This is a genomic window from Thainema salinarum CENA647 (assembly GCF_057732415.1).
Genome location: NZ_JBYJZJ010000022.1, coordinates 1,918,251 through 1,944,555, shown reverse-complemented (window position 1 = coordinate 1,944,555; position 26,305 = coordinate 1,918,251). Strand labels below are relative to the sequence as shown.

At 51.0% G+C, this 26,305-nt stretch carries 22 protein-coding genes and 1 pseudogene; 11 read left to right on the top strand and 12 right to left on the bottom strand.

Annotation, left to right across the window (positions count from 1 at the left end; translation table 11 throughout):
• Positions 1-29: 29 nt before the first annotated feature.
• Entirely contained in the window at positions 30-254 is a 225-nt protein-coding gene (locus tag AC286M_RS15415) for a hypothetical protein (RefSeq protein ID WP_488205227.1), read from the top strand.
• Here AC286M_RS15415 and AC286M_RS15410 read toward each other — a convergent pair.
• The 5 genes and pseudogenes from AC286M_RS15410 to AC286M_RS15390 all read right to left on the bottom strand — a co-directional run bounded on the left by AC286M_RS15410 (position 251) and on the right by AC286M_RS15390 (position 6,430).
• Positions 251-1,149, bottom strand: a pseudogene (locus AC286M_RS15410) (ISAzo13 family transposase). The gene AC286M_RS15415 and the pseudogene AC286M_RS15410 overlap by 4 nt on opposite strands.
• Before the next feature lie 379 nt (positions 1,150-1,528).
• Positions 1,529-1,867: a hypothetical protein gene (locus tag AC286M_RS15405; RefSeq protein WP_488205226.1), complete on the bottom strand. Its 339-nt coding sequence runs from the start codon at positions 1,865-1,867 to the stop codon at positions 1,529-1,531.
• A 317-nt stretch (positions 1,868-2,184) separates the two neighbouring features.
• Positions 2,185-2,364: a hypothetical protein gene (locus tag AC286M_RS15400; RefSeq protein ID WP_488205225.1), complete on the bottom strand. Its 180-nt coding sequence runs from the start codon at positions 2,362-2,364 to the stop codon at positions 2,185-2,187.
• 157 nt (positions 2,365-2,521) lie between these two features.
• Positions 2,522-4,030 (bottom strand): Asp-tRNA(Asn)/Glu-tRNA(Gln) amidotransferase subunit GatB, encoded by a 1,509-nt coding sequence (gene gatB, locus AC286M_RS15395; protein ID WP_488205224.1) that lies wholly within the window; start codon positions 4,028-4,030, stop codon positions 2,522-2,524.
• A 249-nt stretch (positions 4,031-4,279) separates the two neighbouring features.
• Positions 4,280-6,430 (bottom strand): sensor domain-containing protein, encoded by a 2,151-nt coding sequence (locus AC286M_RS15390; RefSeq protein ID WP_488205223.1) that lies wholly within the window; start codon positions 6,428-6,430, stop codon positions 4,280-4,282.
• Positions 6,431-6,758: 328 nt separating this feature from the next.
• On the opposite strand from AC286M_RS15390, the gene AC286M_RS15385 reads away from it, so the two are divergent.
• The gene (locus AC286M_RS15385; RefSeq protein WP_488205222.1) at positions 6,759-8,357 is read left to right on the top strand and encodes an Hsp70 family protein; all 1,599 of its coding nucleotides are present in this window, start codon (positions 6,759-6,761) and stop codon (positions 8,355-8,357) included.
• Between the two features lie 86 nt (positions 8,358-8,443).
• Here the strand turns inward: AC286M_RS15385 and AC286M_RS15380 are convergent, their stop codons facing one another.
• Complete coding sequence (locus AC286M_RS15380) at positions 8,444-9,736, bottom strand: tetratricopeptide repeat protein (RefSeq protein WP_488205221.1); 1,293 nt, start codon at positions 9,734-9,736, stop codon at positions 8,444-8,446.
• A gap of 334 nt (positions 9,737-10,070) precedes the next feature.
• Between AC286M_RS15380 and proB the strand changes: the two genes are divergently transcribed.
• On the top strand, positions 10,071-11,186 hold the full coding sequence (gene proB / locus AC286M_RS15375; protein ID WP_488205220.1) for a glutamate 5-kinase: 1,116 nt from the start codon (positions 10,071-10,073) through the stop codon (positions 11,184-11,186).
• Between the two features lie 94 nt (positions 11,187-11,280).
• Here the strand turns inward: proB and AC286M_RS15370 are convergent, their stop codons facing one another.
• From AC286M_RS15370 to AC286M_RS15355, 4 genes are all read right to left on the bottom strand, one after another.
• Positions 11,281-12,297 carry a type I glyceraldehyde-3-phosphate dehydrogenase gene (locus AC286M_RS15370; protein WP_488205219.1) on the bottom strand — a complete coding sequence of 339 codons (1,017 nt, stop codon included), beginning with the start codon at positions 12,295-12,297 and terminating at the stop codon, positions 11,281-11,283.
• 198 nt (positions 12,298-12,495) lie between these two features.
• Positions 12,496-13,197 (bottom strand): nicotinate (nicotinamide) nucleotide adenylyltransferase, encoded by a 702-nt coding sequence (gene nadD, locus AC286M_RS15365; RefSeq protein WP_488205218.1) that lies wholly within the window; start codon positions 13,195-13,197, stop codon positions 12,496-12,498.
• A gap of 77 nt (positions 13,198-13,274) precedes the next feature.
• Positions 13,275-13,673: a transposase family protein gene (locus tag AC286M_RS15360; protein ID WP_488204803.1), complete on the bottom strand. Its 399-nt coding sequence runs from the start codon at positions 13,671-13,673 to the stop codon at positions 13,275-13,277.
• Positions 13,673-14,110, bottom strand: a complete 438-nt coding sequence (locus AC286M_RS15355; protein ID WP_488204802.1) for a transposase family protein — start codon at positions 14,108-14,110, stop codon at positions 13,673-13,675. The genes AC286M_RS15360 and AC286M_RS15355 overlap by 1 nt, the downstream gene beginning before the upstream one ends.
• A gap of 417 nt (positions 14,111-14,527) precedes the next feature.
• Here AC286M_RS15355 and murC point away from each other — a divergent pair, with 417 nt between their 5' ends.
• The 3 genes from murC to AC286M_RS15340 all read left to right on the top strand — a co-directional run bounded on the left by murC (position 14,528) and on the right by AC286M_RS15340 (position 17,905).
• A complete protein-coding gene (murC, locus tag AC286M_RS15350) occupies positions 14,528-16,117 on the top strand; it encodes a UDP-N-acetylmuramate--L-alanine ligase (protein ID WP_488205217.1) in 1,590 nt (529 codons plus the stop codon).
• A gap of 258 nt (positions 16,118-16,375) precedes the next feature.
• On the top strand, positions 16,376-17,431 hold the full coding sequence (gene murB, locus AC286M_RS15345; protein WP_488205216.1) for a UDP-N-acetylmuramate dehydrogenase: 1,056 nt from the start codon (positions 16,376-16,378) through the stop codon (positions 17,429-17,431).
• Between the two features lie 129 nt (positions 17,432-17,560).
• Positions 17,561-17,905, top strand: coding sequence for a YbaB/EbfC family nucleoid-associated protein (locus tag AC286M_RS15340; RefSeq protein WP_488205215.1), 345 nt, complete (start codon positions 17,561-17,563; stop codon positions 17,903-17,905).
• An 89-nt stretch (positions 17,906-17,994) separates the two neighbouring features.
• On the opposite strand, the gene AC286M_RS15335 is transcribed toward AC286M_RS15340, so the two are convergent.
• The gene (locus tag AC286M_RS15335) at positions 17,995-19,392 is read right to left on the bottom strand and encodes an SGNH/GDSL hydrolase family protein (protein WP_488205214.1); all 1,398 of its coding nucleotides are present in this window, start codon (positions 19,390-19,392) and stop codon (positions 17,995-17,997) included.
• Between the two features lie 302 nt (positions 19,393-19,694).
• Between AC286M_RS15335 and AC286M_RS15330 the strand changes: the two genes are divergently transcribed.
• Both AC286M_RS15330 and AC286M_RS15325 read left to right on the top strand, forming a co-directional pair.
• Positions 19,695-20,240, top strand: coding sequence for a low molecular weight protein-tyrosine-phosphatase (locus tag AC286M_RS15330; protein WP_488205213.1), 546 nt, complete (start codon positions 19,695-19,697; stop codon positions 20,238-20,240).
• 272 nt (positions 20,241-20,512) lie between these two features.
• On the top strand, positions 20,513-21,481 hold the full coding sequence (locus AC286M_RS15325; protein ID WP_488205212.1) for a glycosyltransferase family 9 protein: 969 nt from the start codon (positions 20,513-20,515) through the stop codon (positions 21,479-21,481).
• Positions 21,482-21,499: 18 nt separating this feature from the next.
• Here AC286M_RS15325 and sfsA read toward each other — a convergent pair whose 3' ends face one another.
• Positions 21,500-22,252, bottom strand: coding sequence for a DNA/RNA nuclease SfsA (sfsA, locus tag AC286M_RS15320; protein WP_488205211.1), 753 nt, complete (start codon positions 22,250-22,252; stop codon positions 21,500-21,502).
• Positions 22,253-22,321: 69 nt separating this feature from the next.
• Between sfsA and murJ the strand changes: the two genes are divergently transcribed.
• From murJ to AC286M_RS15305, 3 genes are all read left to right on the top strand, one after another.
• On the top strand, positions 22,322-23,953 hold the full coding sequence (murJ, locus tag AC286M_RS15315; protein ID WP_488205210.1) for a murein biosynthesis integral membrane protein MurJ: 1,632 nt from the start codon (positions 22,322-22,324) through the stop codon (positions 23,951-23,953).
• A gap of 423 nt (positions 23,954-24,376) precedes the next feature.
• Entirely contained in the window at positions 24,377-25,420 is a 1,044-nt protein-coding gene (arsS, locus tag AC286M_RS15310; RefSeq protein ID WP_488205209.1) for an arsenosugar biosynthesis radical SAM (seleno)protein ArsS, read from the top strand.
• A 22-nt stretch (positions 25,421-25,442) separates the two neighbouring features.
• Positions 25,443-26,255, top strand: a complete 813-nt coding sequence (locus AC286M_RS15305) for a TVP38/TMEM64 family protein (RefSeq protein WP_488205208.1) — start codon at positions 25,443-25,445, stop codon at positions 26,253-26,255.
• Positions 26,256-26,305: the final 50 nt, after the last annotated feature.

Genomic DNA, 26,305 nt, shown 5'->3' with positions numbered 1-26,305 from the left:
AAACAATTCAACTAACCGTCCCAATTTCCATGACGCTCTCATCATTGGGAACCGACCGAAATAGTGCTGGATGCCCTGTTTTTAGCCCCATGCGCAGCAACGAGTCATGGGATATAGGTGGGCAAATTTGGCCAAATGTCCATGACAAAACCTGCACCATTGCTGCAGACATCGACGCAGTGGCAAAGAGGGAAAATGGCCGAGGCCGAGCCGATGGCGCATGTGCAGGCGGCAGACTAAGGATTGTGAATTAAATAACCTGTAATTCTGGTTTTGCTGTGTAATTCCATTGCGGCAGAAGCTCGTCGAAGACAATCTTCATGTTGGCTTTGAAGTCCTCAGCAACTTTACGACCCTTGTGATACGTTTTATCGAGAATCGTCGTAAAGACCTTGAGACCTGTGCGAGTGGTTGCCTTTTCCATCAGCTCTTTTACCATCTGGACACTCTCAAAAATTACCCCTTGACACCTGCTTGAGACGTGAGGAAACAAGCGGTGTTCAATTGGATTGTACTTGGAGGTATAGGGGGGATAGTGAGCAATGCGAATTTCAATCCCTAACTCGTTGACCAATGCTTGCAAGTCTTGCTTAAAGATGTAGTAGCGAGAACTGTTACTGCCCCCACCATCGCAAAGCAGCAAAATCGAGCCAGCTAGGGGATAGCGTGCTTTGCCATAGGTGTTCCACCAGTAGCGAATCGATTCGCAGGCAAACTCACTGGTATCATGACTCGTGCCGATCTGGATGTAGCCAATATTATCGCTCAAGTCGTACAGTCCGTGGGGAATAGCGACGCCTTCTGCGAGCGTTGCCCAATCATGGTCAAACACTTCGACTCCCTGCTCTTGAGTGTACAGTTGCCCCGCTCGATACAACTTGCCAATTAATTCTCTTTTTTTGTGTCCATACTCATGACGGGATTGCCAGCAGCTTGATAGGTGCCTTTCAACTGCTCAATCCGCTCAAATTGTTCATTGCGATGTTCACTCTCCCCAGTTGCCAGTCTTTTCACCGCTTTGCGTTTACGAAAGTTGTGCCGCTCCAACAACTGATCGACCACCGTCACACTCACGTCAATTCCGTCCTCTTTCAGCAAGGCCACAATCTCATGGCGCTTGAGATTAGTCCACTTCACCGTCTCATCCATGGGTGAACCCGCCGTGTGTTGCTCCAACACCTGCAGAAATGACGCATCTAGCCCTTCAATGGTCTCAAATGCTGACTTCCGTCCACCTCCCACTTGACGAATCCGTTCCCGTTTGAGAGCAGGTTCATCATCCAGTTCTGCCAGTCCCAACGCTAGGGTTGCATGATGGCATCCGAACAACTCTCGGATATAGGCTTGCCCACCATATCCGAGTTTGATCGCTTCAATGGCGGCATAGCGACGACGATCCTTCTCAGACAACGATTGATAATAGCGTTGCATTTGAGCTTCAATTGGCGCAGGGTAGGGTTGCATTCAGGTTCTGCTTCATCTTCTATTGCTCTAGCTTACAAATACAGACGGTAAAATTACATCTTATTTAATCCACGATCCTAAGCACCTGTTCGAGATTTAAATTGGCTGTTACCTGTTTAACCGCTTCAGCAAGAAGAGGAACCTGTACCTGACTGGTCAAAATCAATTCTTGCTCAACATATTCAGACTGAACTTGCACATTCACGTTAGATGCAGTTGGTTGAAAATCAGCCGCAGCAGTCTGAGTAGCGCTGTAGGCTTGAGCTGCATGATCAACTTTTGTAGCGTCAGTATTCGACGCTGGAATGTGTGAAGCATCAATAACGACTGGTTCAATATAAATCGGAATTCTCAATTTAATTGGAATAGTGATTTCGTATTGATAAGGTCTGGAATAGCGCATAGGGTGATGCCTTAAATACATGAATTTAGACGTCAAGAAATCGCACCGTTCAATTTAAAAACGTCGCCAACTATAGCCGTCGCCACCTTGGTCGAAACATCTATCAAATCCAATATTTAAACGATATTGAAACGTTTGAACAGTTTCAGAGTGTCCCAACATCCTAGCCAATGGGACTACTGCTATAAAACGCCATAAACGTAAGCGTGTGAATATCCGAATAATGCCCATGAGATATCCATACAGCAGATATCCCATGAGCACTAAACAGGTTTGATGCACAGCTTCAACATCAGCTCGACAAGCCATCTAGCTATTTAGTAGCCATTTCTCTCAACGCACTTGGGTTCTTTTTCAATCACAATCGGAGCCACATAAACTGGCACCTTCATGATGATTGGAACGCAGACTTCACAAGCCCGTTTGTAGTACTTGTCGTAAGCATCGTAGCTATATTCTTCAGTTTTATAGTCAGAGTTATGAGTTTCAGTCGTCATAGCAATCACCTAGAACATCGATGTTTCTATCTTGTTCTAGACAATCATCCATCAACATGACCTACGCGGGGTATATCTCGTTAAAAAAGAATCAGGCTTTTTGCTATCGCTTAGCGGTAACAAAAAGTCTGATTCTTTTTTATGAAATGCAAAATATCTAAGCGTTTAGCTTTTTCGCCAGCATTTCGTTCGTGAGTTTCGGATCAGCTCGTCCGCTGGTGCGCTTCATGATTTGACCAACAAAAAAGCCGAGCAGCTTCGTTTTACCAGCGCGATACTGTTCAATCTTATCGGCATTTTCAGCCAGCACTGCATCAATTTCGGCTTCTAGTGCGCCCGTGTCCGAAATCTGGGTGAGACCTTTTTTCTCAACCAGCTCTTTCGCAGAACCACCTTTTTCCAATAGCTCTGGCAGAATATCTTTAGCAATTTTGTTGCTAATTGTACCCGCTTCAATCAGTTCAATCATTTCAGCCAGTACAAGTGGCGTTAGGGCCAATGCAGCAATGTCAATATTATTGGCATTGCGATAGGCTGCAATATCGCCCATCACCCAGTTGGCAGCTAGCTTGGGATTTGCCTGAGCTGCGATCGCAGCTTCAAAGTACTCGGCCACAGTCCGATCATCGGTCAACACCCGTGCATCATAAGCGGACAGACCCAGTTCTTCCTCATAGCGGTGCCGCTTTTGGGCGGGCAGTTCCGGTAGCTCAGCCTTCCATTCCTCAAGCTGTGCGGGCGATACCTCAATTGGCGGCAGATCGGGTTCCGGGAAATAGCGGTAGTCGCTGGAGCCTTCTTTACTCCGCATACTAATTGTGCGCTGGCTGCCTTCTTCCCACAAACGAGTCTCTTGATAAAGTGGCTCACCGTCTTCAATCGCCTGAATTTGCCGCTCAATCTCGTAATCAATTGCTTTTTGAATGGCACTGAAGGAGTTCATATTTTTGATTTCCACCTTTGTGCCAAATTCCTTTTGACCGACCGGACGCACGGAGATATTGACATCGCAGCGCATCGAGCCTTCCTGCATGTTGCCATCGCTGACGCCGAGATAGCGGACAATCCGCCGCATTTCTTGCGCATACTCAGCCGCTTCCTGACCGGAGCGCATATCCGGTTCAGACACAATCTCCATCAGGGGCACACCCGCGCGGTTGAAATCAACCAGCGAATAGGTCGAACCCGATAAGCGATCGCTGCCCGCGTGAACCAGCTTACCTGCGTCTTCTTCCATGTGCAGACGGGTAATCCCAATTGTTTTGGTCAAGGCTTTGCCGTTTTCATCCAGCAGCGGCTTGCCCTTGTCATCGGTATGTTCAATTTCCAGATAGCCGTGTTCTGCGATCGGCAGATCGTACTGAGAAATTTGGTAGTTTTTGGGTAAATCAGGATAAAAATACTGCTTGCGATCGAACTTGCTGTAGGGCGCAATCTTGCAGTTCAACGCCAAACCCGTTTTCACGGCGTATTCCAGCACCTTCTGGTTCAGCACGGGCAGCACACCGGGCAACCCCAGACAAATGGGGTCAATATGCGTATTCGGCTCTGCTCCAAATTCGGTGGAGCTAGCAGAGAAAATTTTAGTCTCTGTACTCAGTTGAACGTGGGTCTCTAAACCGATTACAGCTTCGTACTGAGTCTTTGCAGGAGCAGCAGTTGTCATGAGGCGTACCGAATGCGAACGATATCAATTAACGATGGAAGCTTTACAGGCTTTATTGTATCGAAATTCTATCGCCCAACGGTTGCGAATACCGAACGACTCATCCTCAAAAAAGTGAACCGCCACAACTGCGACTGTTCACGCCTTCAAATCAATAGACTTTATCGGAAATTGTTTTGTAGGGCGGCGGAGCCGCCCTACAAAACAATTTCCAACCCCGAAAACTTTATTTCCAATAAAATCCAATATCTAACGATGCTCTTGCCAGAAGAGGCCAGCCGCTTCAGCCTTGAGCGGTTTTGAAAAATAGTAACCCTGAGCCGATTCACAGCGAAGCGCTTTTAGTTGAGCTAACTGCATGGCGGTTTCCACACCTTCGGCAATCACGTCCATACCCAAATTCCAAGCCAGAGAGACAATAGTTCGCACCAGCTCCAGCTTTTCACCGTCTACATCAATGCTGTTGACAAACGAGCGGTCAATCTTGAGCGTATCAATCGGCAAGCGATACAGGTAGCTGAGGGACGAATAGCCCGTGCCAAAGTCATCAATGGAAACCTGAATACCTTCTTCCTTGAGTCGATTCAGCATTTTGGCAGTTGTCTCCGGATTACTCATAATCACGCTTTCGGTGATTTCCAGCTTCAGATAGCGGGCTTCAAGCTGCGTCTCTTTCAGAATGGTGACAATTTGTTCAACTAAGTCCGGCTGAGTGAACTGACGGCTGGATAAATTGACGCTGATCACGACCTTAAAACGCGGATCGAGAACGGGATGCTGCATCAACCATTGGTGCATCTGCTGGCAGGCTTGGCGGAGTACCCAGTAGCCAATCGGCACGATTAACCCTGTATCTTCGGCAATCGGGATAAAGTCGCCGGGTGACACAAAGCCTTGTTCAGGATGATGCCAGCGAATGAGAGCCTCAAATCCCGTGGCGCGTTCGGTCGCTAGAGCCATAAACGGCTGATAGTAAACCTCAAATTCTTCTCGCTCAATGGCGCGGCGCAGGTCATTTTCCAGCCGCAGCAGGGTCATGGCCCGCCGATGCATGCTGGTTTCAAACACTTCATAGCGCGATCGGCCCAACTGCTTGGCCCGATTCATGGCGATATCGGCATTACGCAGCAGATCGTCCGGCTGTTCATACGTGCGATCGCTAAATACGATGCCGATACTAATGGTGACAATCACCTCGTGGCCTTCCAGTAGGCAGGGCTGCGAAAGCTGGGTCTGTAGCTGCTGTGCTAGCTCAGTCGCCTCCTGCTCAGACGTTAAATTGTCTAGCAAGACTGCAAATTCATCACCACCTAAACGCGCCACGACGGTTCCGGGCTGCACCGTTTCGATGGTTCGCTGGGCAATCTTGATAATGAGCTGATCCGCAATCACTGGGCCAAGGCTATCGTTGACCACTTTGAACCGATCGACATCAAAGATTAAGACGGCAAATGGCTGGGGGTTTGATTTAGCTTGGTTGGCTAAGTTGGTGATGCGATCGCGGAACCAAAGGCGATTGGGCAAACTCGTCAAATCATCATGCAGCGCATCATGCACCAACCGCTCCTGGAGCTCTTTTTGCTCGGTGATGTCCGTCTGTAAGCCCACGACTCGATGAACGGTGCCGTCTCCATCGCGAAACGCCAAGCCACGGCTGAGCATCCAGCGATAAGACCCTTCGGCCAAAATGCGATACTGACAGCGAAAGTAGGGAATTTGTCCGTGCAAATGCTGTTCCAGTGCGGCTTTCAATGCCGCTCGATCATCGATATGCACATGATCGAGCCAATCCTCAACCGCCACCCAGACTGGATCATGTTGCTCTCCGAGCATGGTGCGCCAGTAGGCCGAAAAGGCAATTTTTTGAGAGTCCAAGTGCCAATCCCACAGGCCATCATACGCCCCTAGCGCTTCTAGAATGTGGGCTTCAGTTTGGTCACTGGGCAGAATCGGATAGGACTGGGTCGAAGCTTCCGTCTGCTGAGTGTTATTAGTGCGGGCGTTCATTCTTGATTGGCAAACCAAAACCAGACTTGTGGAACCGTCCTGCTTGTGTTCTAGGGCTTTCTCTAGCGTGCTGCTGTTCTCCGATGTATAAAAGTCCCAGCTCAGGTGAAGCGGTTGAGGACTGTTACCGTCCCAGTAGATATATTGGCCTGTTCCACTTGTTTTTTCGACTAGCGCGAGTTCAATCGGATGCTTTTCCATCTGATTTGCGCCATCCAAAGCTTGTAACGGAAACAGGGGCACAAAGGGCTGCTGGAGTAACTGACCCTGTTCCCGATGCACGAGGCGGGCAAAACCCAAGTTGCACCATTGAATAGCCCCCTCAACATCGAGCATGACGACCGCATCGGTCACTGTATTCAGCACAAATTCCATCCAGGTGAAAGGTGTCATTCGTCAAAGGAGGCTAACTAAAACTGAGTGAGACCAGAGATAACCGGAAACGGTTTCCAGTCATGGAGGAATCACTGAGCGCGATTTTGAGATCGCATCAACGTTCTCGTCCGTTGGCGAGCTCATTGACTGGTTAAAGCGTAGTCCAAGTTATTCTGCTTGAGTTTAGAATGCCCTGAAAACTATCGGAAAATCTCAGAAAGCCAAGATTTAGCAGATTACACGGAGGGATTCGAGAATTGTTGAACTTGCTTCCGACCCGGCAGGATGGGTTAATGAGTATGAATTCGATTCCAATAATTCTGTAACCTCAGCAACCTCAGCCAATATGGCGATCGCAATTGACTTTGGCACCAGCAATACCGTTGTTGCTCGCTTAAATCCCGTCACCCAAGCTCCGGAAACCATTGCTATTCCCAACCTGAGCGTATCAGTGGCGAATAATCCACCCATCATTCCCAGCCTGCTATATGTCAAAGATGCCCAGCAGCAACAGGGCGTTGTCGGCCAGCAGGTGCGGGATCAGGGCTTAGATCTCAGCCAAGATCCACGTTTTTTCAGTAATTTTAAGCGAGGTATCGGTAGCAGCGTTCAGGGCTTCCTGCCCGTCCTGGATGACCAAGCTATGACGTTTGAAGAAATTGGTCAGTGGTATCTCCAGCAGGTTATTCAGCAAATTCCCGCCGACTACACGCCGATTGAGTCCCTGATCCTGACGGTGCCCGTTGACAGTTTTGAAACCTATCGCAACTGGTTGGGTCAGCTTTGCCAGTCGCTGGACATTAATCAGGTTCGCATCTTGGACGAACCGACGGCAGCAGCGCTTGGATATGGCCTGACGGAACAAAGCACCATTCTAGTGGTTGACCTGGGCGGCGGCACGCTGGATATGTCCCTGGTGGATTTGGGAGCAGTACAGGGCCAGAATCAGCCGCCACTCGGATTTCTGCTCAAATTCGGTCAACGTCAGTTGGCAAAAAATTCCGCCCAAAAAACCAAAACCGCACGGGTACTGGCTAAAGCGGGACAAAACTTGGGCGGATCGGATATTGATTCCTGGTTGGCTGACTATTTCGCAGAGACGCAAGGATTAACCGTCAGTCCACTGACGCTGCGCTTAGTTGAGCGACTCAAGATTCAGCTTTCGTCTCAGACCCAGGCGACCGAGGTTTATTTCAACGATGAGACGTTAGACAGCTACGAACTGGAGCTGAGCCGCGATCGCTTCGAGCAAATTTTGAGAGACAACGGCTTTTTTGAGCGGCTAGATGAAACCTTGAGCCAAACGCTCCAGCAGGCTCAGCGGCAGGGCTACACGCCAGATGACATTGAAGCCGTGGTGCTGGTCGGCGGCACCTCTCGCATTCCGGCAGTCCGAACCTGGCTGGAATCTCATTTCAAGCCCGAGAAAATTGCCGCTGACAAACCCTTTGAAGCCGTTGCTCACGGTGCACTACAGCTGCAAACCAATATTGAAGTCAAGGATTTTCTCTATCACAGCTACGGCATTCGCTACTGGAATCGGCGCAATCAGTGTCATGACTGGCACGCCATTGTCTCGCGCGGACAACCTTACCCAATGGAAAAGCCCGTTGAACTAGTGTTAGGAGCTTCCACTAATAATCAAGCCAGTATCGAGCTCATCATGGGCGAAATTGGTGAGCAAGCCAGTCAGCAAGAGGTTTTCTTTGACGGCAGTCGCTTAGTGATCCGTGCGATCGCAGCTACACAAACTCAGGTGCAGCCGCTGAATGATAAAGAGGGCGCACGTTCGATTGCTCAACTCAATCCACCTGGATTTCCGGGACAGGATCGCATTCGCGTCGAGTTTCGAGTCGATCAGGAGCGATTTCTGCGAATCACAGTCGAGGATTTGCTGACCAATGAGTTGCTGCTAACCGATCAGGCAGTGGTGCAGCTCAGCTAGAAATCAGTTTTCGCATCCCGTAAGGGCGGGTTTGGCCGTCAAATTATTGATTCCAAATCAAAATTGATCAACAAAACCCGCCCCTTCTATGGTGTAGCGGCAGGTGACATCTCCATGCCGCTCTGTCGCAGTTGTTCTAAGGTCATTTGCAGCAGCCGATTTTGATTGAGATCGTTGGGATCAATGGCCTGCTCACAAGTTTGGAAAGCCGAAATTGCAGGTTGAATCTGATCTTGAAAACCCAAGGCATGAGCAAGAACACAGTGCGCTTCTGGTTGAGTGTCATCAAGTGCGATCGCATCTTGGGCTAAACTTGCCGCCTCGGCATACTGCTCTTGCCCAATCCGCGCTTGAGCCAAGTGGGACAGCAACTCATATCGCACGGGAGTCAATTCATTGGGAGCTATTTCAATATCGGTGCGCTGCTGAAGTTTGGACAGCGCATTTAAGCCCTGCTCCAAAACCATAACCGCTGTTTCGGCATCGTCTTGGCGCAGAGCGACCTTACCCAGTTGATTCATCGCGTGTAGCCACAACACCGGATCGTTGATTTTGGTATCCGGCTGAGCCACCCGCTGGAGCTGAGCCGTTGCTTCTTCGTACTGCTGGAGATCGGTATAGACCAAACCGAGTTGAAAATGAGCCGGGGGATAATCAGGCCGAAGTGCGATCGCATGTCGAAATTCTGTGATGGCGCTGTCAAATTGGCCCTGTTCATACTGCTCAACACCGCGCCAGGTTACGTACTCCGCAATTCGAGGCAGGGCACTATGGACGGCAGCAACGACAACAAACAGCAGAACGGCCAACAAGCTGCCCATTTCCTGCCAGTAGTAGGACGGAATTTTCAGCCGCTGGTAAAAGCTATACAGGATTTCTCGGCCTTTTTGGGTCAGCGTTCCGGCAACGGTCAATCCCGCTAATACAAATTCGGAGAGCACCGCTAATGCGCCCATCGTGTTGATACCGCTCTTGAAAAAGCGCATCGTCGTATCCATCCAAATACTGGCGGCAGCGGTCAGAGCCGCGATGGTAATCGCGTTCCAAAACCAGTCATACTGATTCCACCAGCGCTTTTCAGGTGGCAGTTCCAGATACCACCACCAAGCTTCGGTCGGCGGTTGGAGTAGGGTTTGCCACTCGGATAAGTCCAACGTATTGACGACCGTAGGTGTCTGCTGCTTCAGTAATTGATCCAATTCGTGAATGCGCAGTAAGGCATCGCTGGGGATCTCCTGTTCATCCGTGGCTAAATAGTCCTGAATGCGATCGCGCAGCGTCAGCACATCCAGCACGTCTGAAGGTTTCGGCTGAGAAACTGTTTTGAGATGCTGTAAGGCTTGTCGATATTCGGTGAGTACTGAGGGCAAGTTTTGCATTGAGGTAATTGCTAAACCAGATTTATCCAGCTAAAAACTGTAGGACATTTTTTCTTTCTAGCGATCTTAAAGCAGGTTATAGCGAAACTCACGCCATATTCAGTTATCGCCATATCTATAAAATGAGGCACTAAACCAGCAGCCACACGCAACACCCCGTCAACCGCCCATCTACCCCTCTACTCATCCACCCCTTCACCCATCTACTCTCCTACTCTCCCACTCCCTTACCTGCCCCCTCCGACAACACCTAATTCCAACTAAGTCAGCAGGAAAGACAGCCCAAACACACCTGATCCAAGCTATTTTTGTGAAAGTCACAGTTTGAGAAAGTATGCCGCAAACGTTAGTCATCAAAATTGGCACTTCTAGCCTGACTCGCCCTGAAACCGGGAGTTTGGCTCTATCCACCATTGCGGCACTCGTAGAAACTCTGTGCAGCCTGCGTCAAGCTGGGCATAACGTTGTGCTGGTGTCGTCCGGAGCAGTCGGTGTCGGCTGTGGACGGTTGGGACTGGCTGAACGTCCTAAGCTGATGGCGCTTAAGCAAGCCGTGGCCGCAGTTGGGCAGGGACGGCTGATCCGCGTCTACGATGATTTATTTACATCACTCCAGCAGCCGATTGCTCAGATTCTCCTGACCCGTAGCGACTTGGTGCAGCGGAGTTGCTACGTCAACGCCTACCAAACCTTCCGTCAGCTCTTTCAGTTAGGCGTGATCCCGATCGTGAATGAAAACGATACAGTGGCGGTGGACGAACTGAAATTTGGTGACAACGACACGCTGTCTGCTCTGGTGGCCAGCATGATTGAAGCGGACTGGCTGTTTTTGCTCACAGATGTAGATCGGCTCTATTCCGCTGATCCCCGCCAAAATCCCGATGCTCAGCCAATTGAAACAGTCGATACCATGCAGCAGCTGGCTGAACTGGAAATCGAAGTGGGCGATCGCGGATCGAACTGGGGCACGGGCGGCATGATCACCAAAATTCAAGCTGCTAAAATCGCCACCAGCGGCGGCGTTCGCACTGTTATCACCGACGGCAGAACGCCCTATAATTTAATGCAAATTCTAGACGGTAAGCCACTGGGCACACAGTTCAAGCCCCAGCCTCGACCAATCAACGCCCGCAAGCGCTGGATTGCCCATCATCTGGTTCCGGCGGGCAAGCTGTATTTGGATGCGGGAGCCGTTAACGCGATTCAGCAATCTGGGAAATCGCTACTGGCCGCTGGTATTCAAACGGTCGAGGGTACCTTTCAAGTTCAAGACGCGGTGCAATTGTGCGATCGCAACGGCCAAGAAATCGCTCGCGGCATCGTCAATTACAACAGCACCGAACTTCAGCAAATTCGGGGTCGCCACTCGGAAGATATTGCTAAAGTCCTGGGCTACAGCGGTGCAGAAACCGTTGTCCACCGTGACAATTTGGTGCTGATCGACCAGTAAAATTCACCCTTCAATCAAAAGGGGCTGGCAGTGCCAGCCCCTTTTGATTTGTTTTTGATTCGTTATAAAGTTGCGATCGCAAACTTACTTGAACTTACTTCCAGTTCTTGGCAACGACTTCAGCCAAGTCAACAACCCGCTGGCTGTAGCCCCACTCGTTATCGTACCAGCCAACAACCTTCACCATGTCGCCATCCATAACCATGGTCAGGCTAGCATCTACAACAGAAGAATAGTTGGTCTTCTTGTAGTCGCTGGAGACCAGTTCCTCTTCGCTGTAGCCCAGAATGCCCTTCATTGGCCCTTGAGCAGCCTCTTTCAGAACGGCATTTACTTCTTCAGCGATGGTCGGCTTGGAAACCTGAGCCACCAAATCAACAACAGATACGTTCGGAGTTGGAACCCGTAGCGCAATACCGTTCAGCTTACCCTTCATTTCAGGGATAACCAGAGCAACGGCCTTGGCCGCACCTGTGCTGGTAGGAACGATGTTGATCGCAGCAGCCCGGGCCCGACGGATATCACGATGGCTAGCATCCAGTAGACGCTGGTCGCCCGTGTAGCTGTGGGTGGTCGTCATGGTGCCCTTGATGATGCCGAACTTGTCGTTTAGCACCTTGACGATGGGAGCGAGACAGTTGGTTGTACAGCTCGCATTGCTAATCACGTCATACTTGTCGTGGCTGTAGTCATTATCGTTAACACCAACCACATAGGTACCCAAGTTTCCTTTACCCGGCGCAGTGATCAGCACCTTCTTGGCACCCGCTTCGATGTGGCGACCTGCGCTTTCATCGGTCCGGAAAACACCAGTAGATTCAATGATCAAATCGATTTCCCAGTCTTTCCAAGGCAGGTTGTTGGGGTTGCGATCAGACGTGCACTTGATGGTTTTGCCATTGACATAAAGGGAATTGTCATCAGCGCTGATGTCAACTCCATCAAGTCGCCCCAGCATAGAGTCATACCGGAGTAGATGGGCGTTCGTCCGGGGATCAGATGTGTCATTGATGGCTACAATGTCTAGCTGTGTATCATCACCACGAGTCAACCAACAGCGCATGAAATTGCGGCCGATCCGTCCAAAACCATTAATTGCTACTCTAATCACTGCGTCTTAACCCTCTGTAATGCTCAAACAAAATTAATGGACTCAATGACCCTGATCATACACGCTAGTGAGATCTACTCAAAGCCCTATATCAGAATCCGGATTTGATCTTTGATTAATGACAATTTTTTATGTCTTGCAGCGTACAAAATGTCCGTCCCAGGTTGGATACAAGTTGCGGGACGATACTGTGAGCGACTATGGGCGTGACGAATAAAGCTGGTGCTGCTGAATGTAGCGTTGGACTGCCAGAGGAAGCCACTGGTCAATTTGTCCATCTTTAATTTGATTTCTTTGCTGAACTCTGTGACCAGAGGCGTGATGATCGGAGGGATGATCAGGGGATCGTTGCGTTTGATTTTGATATTGTCTGCGGATCACACTAGACGCTGCGGGGATCGGTCGAAATGAATCGAGATTGAGTAGCTGATACTGGACTCTGCGATCGCAACTCGCAAAATGCGCCACAACCTGCCTACACTGTTCCTCTGCCGCTTTGCTCGTGCTTTCGGATCGCGGTGCAACGACCCATTGACATTGGCTAACCAACTCTTCGCTGCGGTACCACTTGGGTAATGTACAAAATGCATCTAAGCCTAAAATCCAGTGCCAACGCCCATTCGGTTGGGTCTGTTGCAGGGCGTTTAGCGTCGCGATCGCAAATGATGGTGCAGAACTTTCATGATCCTGAGGCATTTGCCAAACCTGTTGGCACGGCAAAGGTGCGATCGCGGACTGAATCATATTAATCCGATGCTCTAATGATGTAACCTTCGATTTTGCTTTGTGGGGAGGATGGGGATCAGGCACCCACAGCAGCTGATCGAGATCGGCCTGCTGGATAGCTGCGATCGCCAGCGCTAAATGCCCTTGATGAACCGGATCAAATGTGCCGCCCAAAATACCAACTGCGGCTGAAGAATCGAAATCGACAGTGCTGGATTGGGCTAGCGAAAGATTAGACCTCTTGCACGAATCTAAGCGGTGGTTTGAGCAAGCTGGCAGTTGTAAATCGAAGCAATCAGATTGAACCTCAACCCAAAGCGTCTCCTACGATTGCGATAGCGTTCTGCCAAGATGCGAAATATTTTCAACCGACGGATAACATGCTCGACCTTGATACGCAGTTTGGCCAGCTCCCGATTGTAAGCCCGCTGCGTCGGAGTCAGCTTCCCACCGGGTGGCTTTTTGCAGGGGATGAAACTCTTGCTATGAAGCTTTGCAATTCCCTGGTATCCCTTATCAGCCAGCAACTCCAACTTCTCATTGAGTTGTAATTTCGAGCGTTTGTACAGACCAAAGTCGTTTTCATGCCCCTTGCCATAGACCGTGTGCAGCACCTGCAATGTGGCCAAGTCGATGACTAACTGCACCATTAAGGTATGCTTGCGTTTCTTGCCACTGAAGTAGTGCTTCTGTTTTTTTTCGGACGTTCAATCGGTGACTCGCTCACATCCACGACAATCACCTCTGAGGTGGCGTCTGTCTCCTCTGTGAGACTCTTATGCCCCGGCAACTTGCTGTAACCGCAGGCAGCCAGCTCATTTTCCACTCGAGTGATGGTGCGGCAGACCGTTGCTTCAGAGGTCTGCCAACTCACGGCCAGATGAAAGAAGGTGCGATATTCTCGCCAGTATTCCAGGGTCATCAGCAGTTGGTCTTCCACGCTGAAACCGGGCTGTCCTCCACGCTGACCGGCTTGAGGAAGTCCAGGGGCAATGGTTTTGGCCATTGTGGCAAAGGACTCGGGGCTGACCCCGCAGTAGCGGCGAAAGTCATTCGGCTTGAGTTGGCTGATCCGTTCGTACGTCATTGCGGTTGGAACTAAGGGCTTTTATGAGTCTCTGTCAGGTGCTCTCAACCAGTCAAGTTATTCGTGCAAGAGGTCTATTGGGTAGCTGTGAATCAGAAATAGGCATGAGGCGGCTGTAAATATTCCCATCAAATATGGAATTAATTGAGTTCAGCGATTACCCTATACGCTAAGCAATTAGCAAAGTTGTTGCGACCATTGAATCTGCTCATCCCGCAGCAGTAAATGTTTGCGAATGATTGACAGTTTCCGGATCTCGGAATTATTGTTTGAGCCAATACCGGTTCGCAATCAGTTCGCATTTTGGCACAGACTACTGTTGAATTTTCCAGCATTCAGTGGGAAAAATGTTGCTTGAAAGCGATTCTTGGTATGATATCGCGTGATATTGGTGTGGTGTGGTCGTGAGGAGTTACGATGCTGAACTCTATAGATTTCAGCGGGAGACCGTTCCATTTCATCGGCATCGGTGGAATTGGAATGTCTGCTCTCGCTCATATTTTGGTTAGGTGGCAACTGCCAGTTTCTGGATCCGATGTGCGTTTGAATCACATCACTCAGCGATTACAAGATGCTGGAGCCCATATTTTTTGGAGCCAAGACGCATCCAACCTTAAGTTTTTTCAGTCAAAGTCGATAGCCGCATGGCCTGAACCGCATGCGGCAGAGCAACAAGCAAATGTGCCGCCATCAGTCAGGCAAGATGAGTCAGCAGGACGCACGGCTACGGCTACCACTTCTGTTGTTGAAGCTCCCAAAGCTGAAGCGGCTGTCCTCCAACTCCCACAGATCATTTGCTCGACTGCCATCAGCACTCAAAATCCAGAGTATCGAGCGGCAGTCGAATTGGGCTGTCCAATTTTTCATCGCTCTGATCTGCTGGCCGCCTTAATCCGCCACTATCACAGTATTGCGGTTGCCGGAACCCACGGCAAAACGACCACTAGCAGCATCATCGGTTATCTGTTGTTTCAGGCTCAATTAGATCCCACTATCGTGATTGGTGGGGAAGTAGAGGCTTGGGAAGGCAATGCCCGGCTTGGTGATGGAGAACACCTTGTCGCTGAGGCAGATGAATCTGACGGATCGCTTGTGAAGCTATCGGCTGCCATCGGCGTAGTCACCAATATTGAACTCGATCACCCCGACCACTATCACAGCCTTGACGATGTGATTGGTACGTTCAAAACCTTTCGCGAAAACTGCCAAACGCTGGTTGGTTGTGTTGATTGCGACAATGTGCGATCGCACATTCCCCTAGATATTAGTTATAGCTTATCTCCCGAAGCGAAAGCGGACTACACGGCCGATAACGTGCAGTACGAAGCCGATGGCACCATCGCCCGCATTTGGGAGCGCGGCCAAATCCTCGGTTCGCTCAAGCTCAAGCTGCTGGGCCGCCACAACTTGAGTAACGCCCTTGCAGTTATCGCAGTGGGTCGCCATCTTGGTATCGATTTTCCGACCATCAATCAAGCACTGTCCACCTTCCAAGGTGCCCGACGCCGATTTGAATGTCGGGGCATCCACCACAACATCACCTTCATCGACGACTACGCTCACCATCCCAGTGAAATCAAAGCCACATTAGCTGCTGCTCGGCAGCAAGTCCAGGCCACGATTCCCCCCTCCCCTAATACTGTTGCTGACACGGCTGAACAGCGGCGAATTATTGCTGTTTTTCAGCCCCATCGCTATAGCCGCACCCGTGCTTTACTGGATGAATTTGCCAGTGCTTTTACGGATGCGGACAGCGTTGTCTTAACAGACATTTACAGTGCGGGTGAAGTGAATACAACTCACATTACTGGGGAACATTTAGCAGAGAAGGTCGCTGAGCACCATGCTCAGGTGGCTTATCATGCCCCACTTGAAGGGGTGTATCAATGTTTAACCGAAATTCTCCGTCCAGGGGATGTGGTTTTATTCTTAGGGGCAGGTAATCTGAACCAGATGATCCCTGACGTGATGGAATACTATGCGGGGCTAGACGCTCAGTCGGTTTGAGAATCTGTCATTCAATCCGAATTCAATCCGATGATTTTCTTGATGAAGTCTGGCTAGTTCGATTAACAGGTTAGAAAGCCTTGATTAACAGCAGTCATATTGCCAATATCAGTTGTGAATGACAACTGTAGAGGCAGTTTAGGTGACGTGCTGGTTTGCAGATTGGCTCACATTCATAACCTATGAGACATTTGCTACCGCTATCGAGATTTCTGCTCATCGTCGCGATTTTTCACAGAAGAAGCAGTAATAAATACTATGACACTCTCGTTTAATCCTCCTGATTCTCGTTCGTCTGCCAAACCGGCTGGCAAATCTCCGACCTCTAGCCCTACTGCATCTAGTCCGATTAACGGTACAGAATCCCGCTTCAGCTCTGCACCAGCGATAACGGCTTCGTCACCTGCTGCCCCCCATATTCCCGGTACTCATTGTGAACTGCGATCGCAAGTATCGCTGGCGGGGCTCACCTCTTTACGGATTGGGGGACCAGCCGAATGGTACTTGTCCCCGCGTCGGTTAGACGATGTTCAGGCCGGGATTATCTGGGCCCGTGAACAGCAAATTCCAATCACCTTTTTAGGCGCAGGTTCAAATCTGCTCATTAGCGATCGCGGCTTGCCTGGACTGGTGATTGGCATGCGGCACTTACGCGATATTTCGTTTGATCCCGAAACAGGGCAGGTGACCGCTAGCGCTGGAGTTCCAATTGCGCGGCTGGCTTGGCAAGCCGCTGAGCGCGGCTGGCGAGGGTTGGAGTGGGCCGTTGGCATCCCCGGCACGGTTGGTGGTGCGGTGGTGATGAATGCAGGTGCTCACGGTGCTGAAACCGCCAACATCTTGGTGCATACCCATGTCATTCAGCCGGACAATCAAATGACTGTTCTGCTGCCTGACGAATTGGGCTTCCGCTATCGTACCTCTAGCCTGCAGGGACAGCAGCAGCTTGTCACCCAAGCAACGTTTCAGCTGCGGCCAGGATTTGATCCCCAAGCGGTTCTGAAAGACACAACGGAGGATCTCAACCAGCGACGCACCGCACAGCCCTATCATTTGCCGAGCTGTGGCAGCGTTTTTCGCAATCCGGGGTCACAAGCCGCTGGCTGGTTTGTCGAAAAAACAGGGCTGAAAGGATATCAACTGGGCCAAGCACAGGTGGCTCAGCAACACGCCAACTTTATTTTGAATTTGGGCGGCGCAACCGCTGCTGATGTCTTTCGGCTAATTTCTCATATTCAGGAACAGGTGGAGCAACGCTGGTCTGTACAGCTCAAGCCGGAAGTTAAAATGTTAGGCGATTTCTCCATTGCCTAGAAACGGTATACGGAAAGCGGTGTACCTACACTAAAGCCGAGAAGGCAGAATTCGACGTGTTGTTCTGAAAGGCTTACTGTAATATTGAGTAGTTTCGTAATCCGTGGTCACATTTAGAGATAATCACTTATGACAAAAGGGCAAGGATTTGGCTTCGGCATGGGCAAGATGAAAGAACTTGCTGATGCATTTAAAAAGGCACAGCAGGTTCAAGAAGGTGCCAAGAAGCTGCAAGAAGAACTCGAAATGATGGAGATCGAAGGTGAAGCGGGGGGCGGCCTCGTTAAGGTTGTGCTCAGCGGCAACCAAGAGCCTCGCAACGTCACGATTTCTCCAGACGCCCTCTCTGAGGGGGCTGAAGTCCTGTCGGATTTAGTTACTGCTGCGATGAAAGATGCCTATGACAAATCCACGGCAACCATGCGGGAGCGGATGGAAGAATTGACAGGTGGGCTGAATTTACCTGGTCTGTAGTTGAAATTAGCGGCATAAAAACTAGCGAGACAAAAGAAGGCCTGGCAGTGCCAGGCCTTCTTTTGTCTCGCTATTGGTATTGGAGGGGATTACTGATTGGACTGGTTAAACGGGATCGGCTCGATGGTTTGAGTTTCCACTACGGCATCGTATAGCCGACTAGCCAGGCGTTCACGAGCTTCTTTTGTGAGATGAATTGGGCTTTGGAAAGTCATCTCCTCAGGTTCAGATGCGTAAAGAGTATACAAGTTTAGTGCACGCGACTGGGGTAGCTCTTTGCGGATTTGGCTAGCCGCAGCGGCTAATGCCTCATAACCTGTAGCAATTCGTTCCTGATAGGTAGAACCCAAAACGGAAACAATTTCTCGTTCCTGCTCAGTCAAGCTTTCGGCTTGACGTCCAGTGATTTCGGGCTGGAGCGCAATGATGAACGGGATATTGGCGTTGGTCGTAATTCTGGCCATTTCGCGCAGATGACGCTGATAGCGCTGGATGCGCGATCGCAACTCAGTCTCATCTGCTGCCAACTGATCGGCCAACGCTTCATCATGATTGGGGGTAATCAGTCGAATCGGGGCCGGTTTCTGCTGAGGCTGGATTATCCAATAGTGAATGGCTCGAATCAGATAGGACTGCCTAAAGAATCCCTTGACCTGCTGCATCACATCCGTGGTGAAGTGTTTGAAGGAGTTGGTCATGAACGGTTCCAGTCCCGGAATCTCAGCCGCTTCGTAAGAACTGGGCAAGAGCAAATCAGCATAGCCGTGCAGGGCAATCACAATGTCCGGCTTATAGGCCATGACATCTTGGGTCAATCGCGCCAATTCGTTGCCAGAGGCATATCCAGGCACGGCAGCATTAATTACGCGATACTGGCCGCCAGTAATGCGCGGCTGGCGGGCTAGTGCCTGTTCTGTCAGATCCAGACGGAACGGCAGCACCTCTGGCTGAAACTGATCGGGTTGCGAATTCTGGAGCGCGATGCGGCCATTGAGCAGTTCTTCTAGGCGATTGCTGAGGATTGCCTGGTTATTATCGCTCAGCTCATCGAATGCCGCTGATCCCCCTAGGATGACGATGCGAATTTCATTGGCCGCTTTATCTACCGTGATGGGTTCATCATCTCGAAATGTTTGGGCATTGATTGTCCAATACTCATTTTGCTGATCGGGTAGCAGCCGATAGCCCGTTAACGGGCTGTAGGTCGCTTTCAGTTGCCCCGTATTCGGCAAACCGTCATAATGCTGCTGGTCATTACTGAGAAACTGCAGCCGATAGGCCGAAATGTGAGCTGGTTCGCCTTGATAGCTGCTCAGCGCACCGCCAAAGCCGCCTAAACCCGAGATCGCACGCAGCAAGAGTTCGGCAGCAACGACAACCGCAATTGCGATCGCAATCCAAGCCGCAGGACGTAATGGCCTGGACTTACGCCGACTGGAGCGGCCATAAATGGATTTTCCGAATGTGCTACGCCGACGCCTAAACATCAACTGTTTCCTCTCTATGCATCAAGCCACAGCCTTTACCGCTACTCTTTGGGATGGGATCAAAGGCAGGCATGAGCTTAACATGATTTGGGGCGATGCTTAATACTGGAACAGGCTAAACTGCCGGGGGTTCCCTTGCCTTGCCCATCGTCCAACGACGCACTAAACCTGTCTCAGTTCCCCATTTTGATCAGATGATCCGACCATAGCAACCTCAAACACTTTTGTGAAAAACTGGTAGCAGTGAGTCTTCCATGAGCACAACATCAGGTTTTTCAAACGGATTTAGATGTTAACTCTTATTGACACTCATTGACCGCAACAGTTATCGCTTACAGTCTGAAATCCACGAAATTCACATGACCTATCGCATTTTGTTTGTTTGTCTCGGTAATATTTGCCGCTCCCCCTCGGCTGAAGGCATTATGAAATATCTGATTCGCCAACATCAGCTCGATGGGCAAGTAATATGCGATTCGGCAGGGACATCGAGCTATCACATCGGCAGCCCACCGGATCGGCGGATGCGCGCTGCAGCCCAGCGTCAGGGAATTGAACTCAAGGGGGAAGCACGACAGTTGGTTCCAGCTGATTTCGAGCGGTTTGATCTCATCCTGGTCATGGATCGGGAAAACTACAGCGACGTTATGGCCATCACGCGTAGTCCAGCCGATGCTGATAAGGTGCAGCTAATTTGCGAGTTTTGTCAGCACCATACTGATAAAGAAGTGCCCGATCCGTACTACGGCGGTACCGATGGCTTTGACTATGTAATTGACTTACTGCTAGATGCTTGTGAAGGGGTGCTAGTACATGCCCAGGAGCAAATGGCTAATTCTGCTCGTTAGGTAGGTCTAATGGGCAGCTAGTGAGGCCATATAGATTTAATCGTAGTGGTATACAGGTAATGATTTTCAGACCTTTTGAGGACACCGATTTAATCCGTCAGTATAGCCCAACGTATCGCACTGTTATCCCAGTTGGAATGGAGGAAATCGGCAGTGCGAATCAGAAACCCAACGAAAATTACAGATTTAATCTGGGTCATTTACTCAATTAGGAGTTGTAATTCCCGCAGTTTTCCTACAGAATATGGAGCGAGTAAGCGTAAACAAATGTTATGCGGATACTGGCCCTTGTTCCCGGCGGCATTACTGAGCAGCTTCTGTTGTTCCCAACTCTAGAAACGCTCAAGCGATCGCTGCCCAATGCAGAAATTGATGTTGTGGTCGAACCTCGTGCGAAAAGCGCCTACGAGGTTTGCAAGTATGTTAATCAGATTATTCCCTTCGACTTTGTCGATCGAAATAGCCTCTCCGACTGGGCTAACTTGTTGGGGATCGCTCGCGATCGCACACACGATGCGTCGATTATGGCTGGCGGTGGCTGGGGCGTTGGCCTATTGCTCTGGCTGACGGGCAGCCCAGTTCGAGTAGGTTATGCTGGCGGCAGTAACCAGCTTTTTTTGACCCACAAAGTTCCGTTGAAACCTGAGCAGTATCTGGCCCATCAGTACCATGACTTGCTCCAGGGATTAAATATTTCCTCGACCGCCTGTCCAGAAATTGATATCACCATTGCCAAGCGACATATTGACTGGGCCGAAGCCCAACAGCAACAGATGGGCATCAAGGATACGGGCTATGTAATGATTTACGGCGGCTCCAATCAGGCATCCTTAGCATCGCTGGATGCGGGTGAGCAGTATCCGGTTGAGTATTGGCAGGAAATCATTGCCAGCTTTAAAGAAAAGCAGCCCGATATTCCGGTTGTGGTTGCAGAATGGGCAGGGAACGCTACGTTTGTTTCCGCACTGAGTCAGGTCTGCCCGGACATAAAGGTTGTCCGGCCAAGTTCACTCCGTCGTCTAGCGGCGATGATTGCTGGCGCAAACCTGCTGCTCTGTCCGGCTAGCGTGCCGATGCAGCTGGGCGTAGCCTTGAAGGTCTACACCCTGGCGCTATTTGGTGAGGCTGACCCGAAGAAGCTGCTGCCGGAAAGCGAGCGGTTCATAGGAATTCAGTCACCGTCAAATACCGTTACTGATATTCGACCATCAACTATTCTGGAAAAAGTCTGGGGTGGCTAGCGGCTGCAACTGCGGCTTTCATGCCAGTAGCTGCAAATCCGCTAAGCCCAGATATTGAATGCCTTGAGGTGAGACAGCAAAGCGGCAGGGGAGGATTTCTACACCCTGCGCGATCGCACTTCTCAATAATCGACCATATTCCGGGTCAACAGCATCCCCTGGGGCAAAGTGGGTGCAGTCGCCGCGATTGATAAAGTAGAGCATCACAGCACGGGCTTCAGGAATTAATGCTGTCAACTCCTTCAAGTGCTTTTGACCGCGCGTGGTGACAGTATCGGGGAAAATGGCCAGCGTTTGGTTCGCCCAGGTCGTGTTCTTCACCTCGACGTAGATGGACGGCACGGTTTCATCCTGAGACTGGAGCAGAAAATCAATTCGACTTTTGCGATCGCACCCATAAACCACTTCGGGGCGAATCAGATCATACTCACCCAACTCCGGAATCAACCGCTGCTCCAGGATTGACTTGACCACGCGATTGGGCAATCCGGTATTCACGCCCACCCAAGTCGGCTCGGTATCCTCAACTTCAATCAATTCCCAGGTATAAGCCAGCTTGCGCTTGGGATTGTCGCTCTGAGAGACATAGACTCGGCTGCCCAAAGTACAAACTCCCGTCATGGGGCCAGTATTGGGACAATGGGCCGTAATCACTTCGCCGGAATCCAGCTCAATATCGGCAAAAAAGCGCTTATACCGCTTAATCAGAATGCCCGGTTGTAGGGACGGATAAGGATAAATCCAGGTTTGAGTGGGAAGCGCTTGCGTCATGTCGATACCTCTTGATCCAATTCGCGATTAAATGGGTAATGTTTGTTTTTGTGGCAACCGTAGCAGGCTGTGGCTGATTCTCCCAAAGCTGATTCGTCTAAACCTACCCGTTCCCTGGCCAGCATTGCCGGGATTGTTGCGATCGCAACTCTATTAAGTAAGGTATTTGGCCTCTTTCGTCAACAAGCGATCGCGGCGGCCTTTGGGGTTGGCCCCGCTGTCGATGCCTACAGTTACGCCTACGTGATTCCCGGTTTCCTGCTGGTGCTGCTGGGCGGCATCAATGGCCCGTTTCACAGCGCCATCGTCAGCGTGATCGCCAAGCGCAAGAAAGAAGACATTGCGCCGCTGGTGGAAACCATTTCTACGCTGGTGGGTCTAGCGCTGCTGGTTGCCACAGTTGGGATTGTTGCCCTAGCGCCGCTGCTGATTGATTTGGTTGCCCCCGGTTTGAGTACCACCGATGTGGGGCTGGAGACCCGTGCGATCGCAATTCAGCAGTTACGCATCATGGCTCCAATGGCGCTGCTGGCGGGGCTAATTGGGATTGGTTTCGGGACGCTTAATGCGGCGGATCAGTACTGGCTGCCGTCGATTAGTCCCTTATTTTCCAGCCTGACGGTGCTGGTCGGTCTAGGCGTTCTGGCGCTGAGCTTGGGACGGGAGATGACGGCACCGGAATATGCGCTGCTGGGCGGTTTGGTGCTGGCATGGAGTACGTTGGCTGGAGCGTTTTTGCAGTGGCTGGCGCAGGTGCCTGCCCAGTGGAAGTCGGGACTGGGACGACCGCGTTTGCGGTTTCAGTTCCGTCAAGAGGGTGTGCGGGATGTCTTCAAGATCCTGGGGCCTGCGACGTTTTCGTCGGGCATGATGCAGATCAATGTCTACACCGACTTGTTTTTCGCGTCGGGCATTCCGGGAGCGGCGGCGGCGTTGGGCTACGCTAACCTGCTGGTACAAACGCCGCTGGGCATTATTTCCAATGTCATCCTGGTGCCGATGCTGCCTGTGTTTTCGCGACTGGCTGATCCGCAGGATTGGCCAGCGCTGAAGCAGCGGATTCGGCAGGGCATGATGCTGACGGCGCTGACGATGCTGCCGATGAGTGCGCTGTTTGTGGTGCTGGCCTATCCAATTGTGCAGGTGGTTTACGAGCGCTTTGCCTTTGGCGAAGATGCGGTGCAGACGGTGACAGCAGTGCTGATTGCTTATGGCATTGGCATGTTTGTTTATCTGGGTCGAGACGTGCTGGTGCGGGTATTTTATGCGCTGGGGGATGGCGATACGCCGTTTCGGGTGAGCGTGTTCAATATTTTTCTGAATGCGCTGCTGGACTTTCTGCTGGTAAAACCGTTTGGGGCACCAGGTTTGGTACTGGCAACAGTGGGCGTGAATTTAGTTTCAATGGTGGTATTTTTGGTGCTGCTGGATCGGCGGCTGGGCGGATTTCCCTGGTTGGAGTGGAGCCGTCCGTTTGGCATATTGATGGTGAGTAGTGCGATCGCAGGTTTGATTAGCTGGCTAGCCCTGCGCGGTAGCGAGATTGTATTGGGAACGGAAGGGTTCTTGATTCGACTGCTGGAGCTATGTATTGCAGGTGGTTTGGGACTACTGGCGTTTGGGGGATTGGCGCTGCTGTTTAGGATTCCGGAGATGCAGGTTTTGATTGAGCGCCTACGCCAAAAGGTTTTACGGCGATAATTGCTAATCTAAAATCCAAAATCCAAAATTACATGTGCCATCCTCCTCTTTTTTCTATTTTTTAGTTGAGTGATTGGAGGTTGCTTCTGAGGGGACTAGCCCCCTCAGACTCCCCCACTGGTGCGTGCCGTCGCCCCAGGCCCCCACGGACGAGGTGATCGGTGGGTGATGTTTAATCGCTTCGCTTTGCTGGGGGGGATCGGGTGTTGGTTGTAAGTTTTTAGGCTGTTCCCAGAGTTTTCTCAGCCGAAACTCAGGCAGGGTGAGTTTAATCGAGTGAGTTGAAGGTTGTCGGGCTAACAAGTTCAGTGGCAATTTCAGCAAATTGATAGCCGACTATCTCTAAACAAATCGTCTACAGTTGAAACGTTTGCGTTGCACTGGGTTGCAATGTTTAGTAGAACGCTCGACTAAGGAAAACTCATGGTTCAATCGCCCGATTTTACAGCCGCCAATCCGGATCAATTGTCTCAAGCGTCAGTGGGTAAGTCTCCCGTTACGCCGTTTGAGCGGAAGCTGGGGCAACCGTTAATGAAGCAGTCGATTACGGTGTTGCAGGTTAATTTAGGCCGACGCTGCAATTTGAGCTGTAGCCACTGTCATGTTGAGGCGGGGCCTCATCGGACGGAGGAGCTGTCGCCAGAGGTGTGCGATCGCATTATTTCGCTGATTGAGCAGTTTCCGCAGATTCAAACGGTGGATCTGACGGGGGGTGCGCCGGAGATGAACTATGGGTTTCGGCCTATTGTGGAGGCGGCGCGCCGGACTGGCAAAGGGGTCATCGTGCGCTCCAATCTGACGATTTTCTTTGAGCCGGGATATGAGGATCTACCGGAATATTTGGCGCAGCAGCAGGTGCGGGTGGTGGCGTCTCTGCCCTGTTACAGCGCTAAGAATGTGGATCAGATGCGCGGCCAGGGCGTGTTTGACGGTTCGATTCGGGCGTTGCAGAGGTTGAATGAACTGGGCTATGCCCAAGACCCGAGTTTGATGTTGGATTTGGTTTACAACCCGCAGATCCCGTCAACCACCAATTTTTCACTGACGCCGGATCAGCAAAAGCTTCAGGGTGACTATCAGACGCGGCTGTTTGAGGATTTTGGCGTTCGGTTCAACAATCTGTTCACGATTACCAATTTGCCGATTGGCCGCACGAAGTTTCATCTCCAGCACCGCCAGCTGCATCAGCCGTATTTGGAATTTCTGGAAGCGAACTTTAATGCCAGTACGGTGGAGCATTTGATGTGTCGCAATGAGTTGTCGATTGACTACTTGGGCAATGTTTACGATTGCGACTTTAACCAAATGGAAAATCTGCCTGCTCGGACGGCTGATGGCGAGCCTGTGACGGTGCAGCGCTTACTGGAGGCGGGTGCGCTGGATTTGATTGAGACCGTGAAAACCGCGCCCTACTGCTACGGCTGCACGGCTGGTAGCGGGTCAAGCTGTGGTGGTGCCCTGTTATAGCCCTTTATGAGGTTCAATCCCCATGTCCAAGTCCACTTCTCACCAAAGCCTGTCGTTTCGCTCTACGTTTCGTTCTAAAGTTTGGAACCGGATTATGTCTTTTAGTGCGATCGCAACTCTCACAACTGTCGCGACAACCCTCTTCTCCTCTCCAGCACTGGCACAGACCACCAGCGGCTTCAACCCGCAGGACTGGATGCAGGCGGCACTGCAGTGGGTAGACAGCTTGGGCTTCTGGGGGCCATTTGCTTTTATCGTGCTCTACATTGTGGCGACAGTGGCATTTTTGCCCGGTTCGATTTTGACCCTGGGCGCAGGCGTGGTGTTTGGCGTCGTCAAAGGAGCGCTGTTTGTGTTCATTGGCGCGATGCTGGGCGCAACGGCGGCGTTTATCGTCGGTCGCTACGTGGCGCGAGACTGGGTGAGCAAGAAGGTCAACCGCAATCCCAAGTTCAAGGCGCTGGATGATGCCATTGGTCGCGAAGGCCGCAAAATTCTGCTTTTACTACGACTGTCGCCTGCCTTCCCATTCAACTTGCTCAACTACGCGATGGGGCTGACTCGCATTTCCCTACCCGATTACGTGACGGGCACGGCAGGCATTATTCCCGGCACCATCATGTACGTCTATCTCGGCTCGCTGGCTGGCAGCATCGCCATGATTGGCTCCGGGGACACACCAAGTAATCCCACCGTGCAGTGGACGATTCGCATCGTCGGATTTATCGCCACTGTAGCCGTCACGGTGTACGTCACCAAGATTGCCCGCAAAGCCCTCAACGAAGCCGCCCCCGAAATCGCCCAATCGTCTGAACAACCAGAAGCCTCTGCTTAAGCACGCGGATTTAATCAGGTGAAATCTTTGAGGTAGGGACACGGCATTGC

What these genes read in the sequence shown, in the direction of transcription:
- AC286M_RS15390 (WP_488205223.1), bottom strand. Translation starts at nt 6,430, where the DNA reads ATGACACCTTTCACCTGGATGGAATTTGTGCTGAATACAGTGACCGAT.
- sfsA (WP_488205211.1), bottom strand. Translation starts at nt 22,252, where the DNA reads ATGACGCAAGCGCTTCCCACTCAAACCTGGATTTATCCTTATCCGTCC.
- AC286M_RS15355 (WP_488204802.1), bottom strand. Translation starts at nt 14,110, where the DNA reads ATGACGTACGAACGGATCAGCCAACTCAAGCCGAATGACTTTCGCCGC.
- AC286M_RS15335 (WP_488205214.1), bottom strand. Translation starts at nt 19,392, where the DNA reads ATGTTTAGGCGTCGGCGTAGCACATTCGGAAAATCCATTTATGGCCGC.
- AC286M_RS15380 (WP_488205221.1), bottom strand. Translation starts at nt 9,736, where the DNA reads ATGCAAAACTTGCCCTCAGTACTCACCGAATATCGACAAGCCTTACAG.
- AC286M_RS15385 (WP_488205222.1), top strand. Translation starts at nt 6,759, where the DNA reads ATGGCGATCGCAATTGACTTTGGCACCAGCAATACCGTTGTTGCTCGC.
- AC286M_RS15340 (WP_488205215.1), top strand. Translation starts at nt 17,561, where the DNA reads ATGACAAAAGGGCAAGGATTTGGCTTCGGCATGGGCAAGATGAAAGAA.
- arsS (WP_488205209.1), top strand. Translation starts at nt 24,377, where the DNA reads ATGGTTCAATCGCCCGATTTTACAGCCGCCAATCCGGATCAATTGTCT.
- AC286M_RS15360 (WP_488204803.1), bottom strand. Translation starts at nt 13,673, where the DNA reads ATGGTGCAGTTAGTCATCGACTTGGCCACATTGCAGGTGCTGCACACG.
- gatB (WP_488205224.1), bottom strand. Translation starts at nt 4,030, where the DNA reads ATGACAACTGCTGCTCCTGCAAAGACTCAGTACGAAGCTGTAATCGGT.
- AC286M_RS15305 (WP_488205208.1), top strand. Translation starts at nt 25,443, where the DNA reads ATGTCCAAGTCCACTTCTCACCAAAGCCTGTCGTTTCGCTCTACGTTT.
- AC286M_RS15400 (WP_488205225.1), bottom strand. Translation starts at nt 2,364, where the DNA reads ATGACGACTGAAACTCATAACTCTGACTATAAAACTGAAGAATATAGC.
- proB (WP_488205220.1), top strand. Translation starts at nt 10,071, where the DNA reads ATGCCGCAAACGTTAGTCATCAAAATTGGCACTTCTAGCCTGACTCGC.
- AC286M_RS15405 (WP_488205226.1), bottom strand. Translation starts at nt 1,867, where the DNA reads ATGCGCTATTCCAGACCTTATCAATACGAAATCACTATTCCAATTAAA.
- murC (WP_488205217.1), top strand. Translation starts at nt 14,528, where the DNA reads ATGCTGAACTCTATAGATTTCAGCGGGAGACCGTTCCATTTCATCGGC.
- murB (WP_488205216.1), top strand. Translation starts at nt 16,376, where the DNA reads ATGACACTCTCGTTTAATCCTCCTGATTCTCGTTCGTCTGCCAAACCG.
- AC286M_RS15325 (WP_488205212.1), top strand. Translation starts at nt 20,513, where the DNA reads ATGCGGATACTGGCCCTTGTTCCCGGCGGCATTACTGAGCAGCTTCTG.
- AC286M_RS15415 (WP_488205227.1), top strand. Translation starts at nt 30, where the DNA reads ATGACGCTCTCATCATTGGGAACCGACCGAAATAGTGCTGGATGCCCT.